Raw genomic sequence first — 275 nt, 5'->3', positions numbered from 1 at the left:
CCTTGTCGCCCGCCACCTCCATGAAGCCGCGCAGCACGCTGGGATTGCTGCTGTTGATCTCATTGAGAATGACACGCGCCGTGGCGCCGTTCGGACCGAAGTTGGGATTGCCCTGGATCATCCCGGCCAACCCGGTGGAGGTCATCGTGGCCGCGTTGTTCAGAATCGCGCCACGCCGATCCACGCCGAACCGCAGGTACCGGTTGTGCGACAACCCGCCCTGATCGGGCGCGGCAATGTTGACTTGCGGCAGACCATTCTGCGTGGTCACCACC

At 64.0% G+C, this 275-nt stretch carries 1 protein-coding gene; it reads right to left on the bottom strand.

Going from position 1 to position 275, the window contains the following annotated elements:
• On the bottom strand, positions 1-275 hold a 275-nt coding region (locus SB751_RS30250; protein ID WP_410749053.1), incomplete at both ends, for a filamentous hemagglutinin N-terminal domain-containing protein.

The organism is Cupriavidus sp. SIMBA_020 (assembly GCF_046535395.1).
GTDB lineage: Bacteria > Pseudomonadota > Gammaproteobacteria > Burkholderiales > Burkholderiaceae > Cupriavidus > Cupriavidus campinensis.
The sequence above is the reverse complement of the archived record's forward strand: the minus strand, read 5'-3'. Positions and strand labels throughout refer to the sequence as shown.